Source organism: Pseudoglutamicibacter cumminsii, from assembly GCF_003143995.1.
Taxonomy (GTDB): Bacteria; Actinomycetota; Actinomycetes; order Actinomycetales; family Micrococcaceae; genus Pseudoglutamicibacter; species Pseudoglutamicibacter cumminsii_B.
In genome coordinates, this window is record NZ_QFWG01000020.1 from 1 (window position 1) to 1,646 (window position 1,646).

At 54.0% G+C, this 1,646-nt stretch carries 1 rRNA gene; it reads left to right on the forward strand.

What is annotated here, in order from left to right:
- Window positions 1-101: 101 nt before the first annotated feature.
- Window positions 102-1,646 (forward strand): 23S ribosomal RNA (locus CAY35_RS09755); the annotation flags it as partial.

Consider the following 1,646-nt stretch of genomic DNA (forward strand, 5'->3'; position numbering starts at 1 on the left):
GGGTGTTGTTTTCATGTATGTGATTTTCTCAACCCGACACAATCATTGTGGTTGTGTGGGTTGTGTTTTGTTGCTCATGAATCAATGGTTTGCACTTGTGTGTGTAAGTTGTTGAGAGCGTATGGTGGATGCCTTGGCATCAGGAGCCGATGAAGGACGTGGGAATCTGCGATAAGCCTGGGGGAGTTGATAACCGGACGGTGATCCCAGGATGTCCGAATGGGGGAACCCCGCATGCTGTGAGGTGTGTGACCTGACACTGAATATATAGGTGTTATGGAGGGAACGAGGGGAAGTGAAACATCTCAGTACCCTCAGGAAGAGAAAACAATAGTGATTCCGTTAGTAGTGGCGAGCGAACGCGGATGGGGCTAAACCTGTATCGTGTGATACCCGGCAGGGGTTGCGGTGCGGGGGTTGTGGGTGTATGTGTCCAGTTACTGCCGTGGCTGGCTGGTGAGGTGCGGGCGTGGAGACGAAGCAGTGTGAGTGCTGCACCGTAGAGGGTGTGAGTCCCGTAGTCGTATTATGTTCCGCCGCTAGATCGTATGACCCGAGTAGCACGGGGCTCGTGGAATCTCGTGTGAATCTGCCAGGACCACCTGGTAAGCCTGAATACTACCTGATGACCGATAGCGGATCAGTACCGTGAGGGAATGGTGAAAAGTACCCCGGGAGGGGAGTGAAATAGTGCCTGAAACCATGCGCTTACAAACCGTCAAAGCCTTATTAAGGTGATGGCGTGCCTTTTGAAGAATGAGCCTGCGAGTTAGTGCTGTGTCGCGAGGTTAACCCGTGTGGGGTAGTCGTAGCGAAAGCGAGTCTGAATAGGGCGTTTCAGTGGCACGGTCTAGACCCGAAGCGGGGTGATCTACCCATGGCCAGGTTGAAGCGTGTGTAAGAGCACGTGGAGGACCGAACCCACCTAGGTTGAAAACTGGGGGGATGAGCTGTGGGTAGGGGTGAAAGGCCAATCAAACTCCGTGATAGCTGGTTCTCCCCGAAATGCATTTAGGTGCAGCGTTACGTGTTTCTTTATCGTGGTAGAGCTACTGGATGGCTGATGGGCCCTACAAGGTTACTGACGTCAACCAAACTCCGAATGCGGTGAAGTGAGAGCGTAGCAGTGAGACTGTGAGGGATAAGCTTCATGAGTCGAGAGGGAAACAGCCCAGAACATCAGCTAAGGCCCCTAAGCGTGTGCTAAGTGGGAAAGGATGTGGAGTTGCTGAGACAACCAGGAGGTTGGCTTAGAAGCAGCCACCCTTGAAAGAGTGCGTAATAGCTCACTGGTCAAGTGATTCCGCGCCGACAATGTAGCGGGGCTCAAGTACACCGCCGAAGCTGTGTCACTCCACATATTGTGGGGTGGGTAGGGGAGCGTCGGGCATGCGGTGAAGCCTGGGTGGAAACCATCAGGTGGAGCGTGTTCGAGTGAGAATGCAGGCATGAGTAGCGAATGGCGGGTGAGAAACCCGTCCGCCGAATGATCAAGGGTTCCAGGGTCAAGTTTTTCTTCCCTGGGTGAGTCGGGACCTAAGGCGAGGCCGACAGGCGTAGTCGATGGACAACGGGTTGATATTCCCGTACCGGCGAAGAACCGCCCATATCGAAGCGATGATGCTAACCACCCCAACCACGCTTGA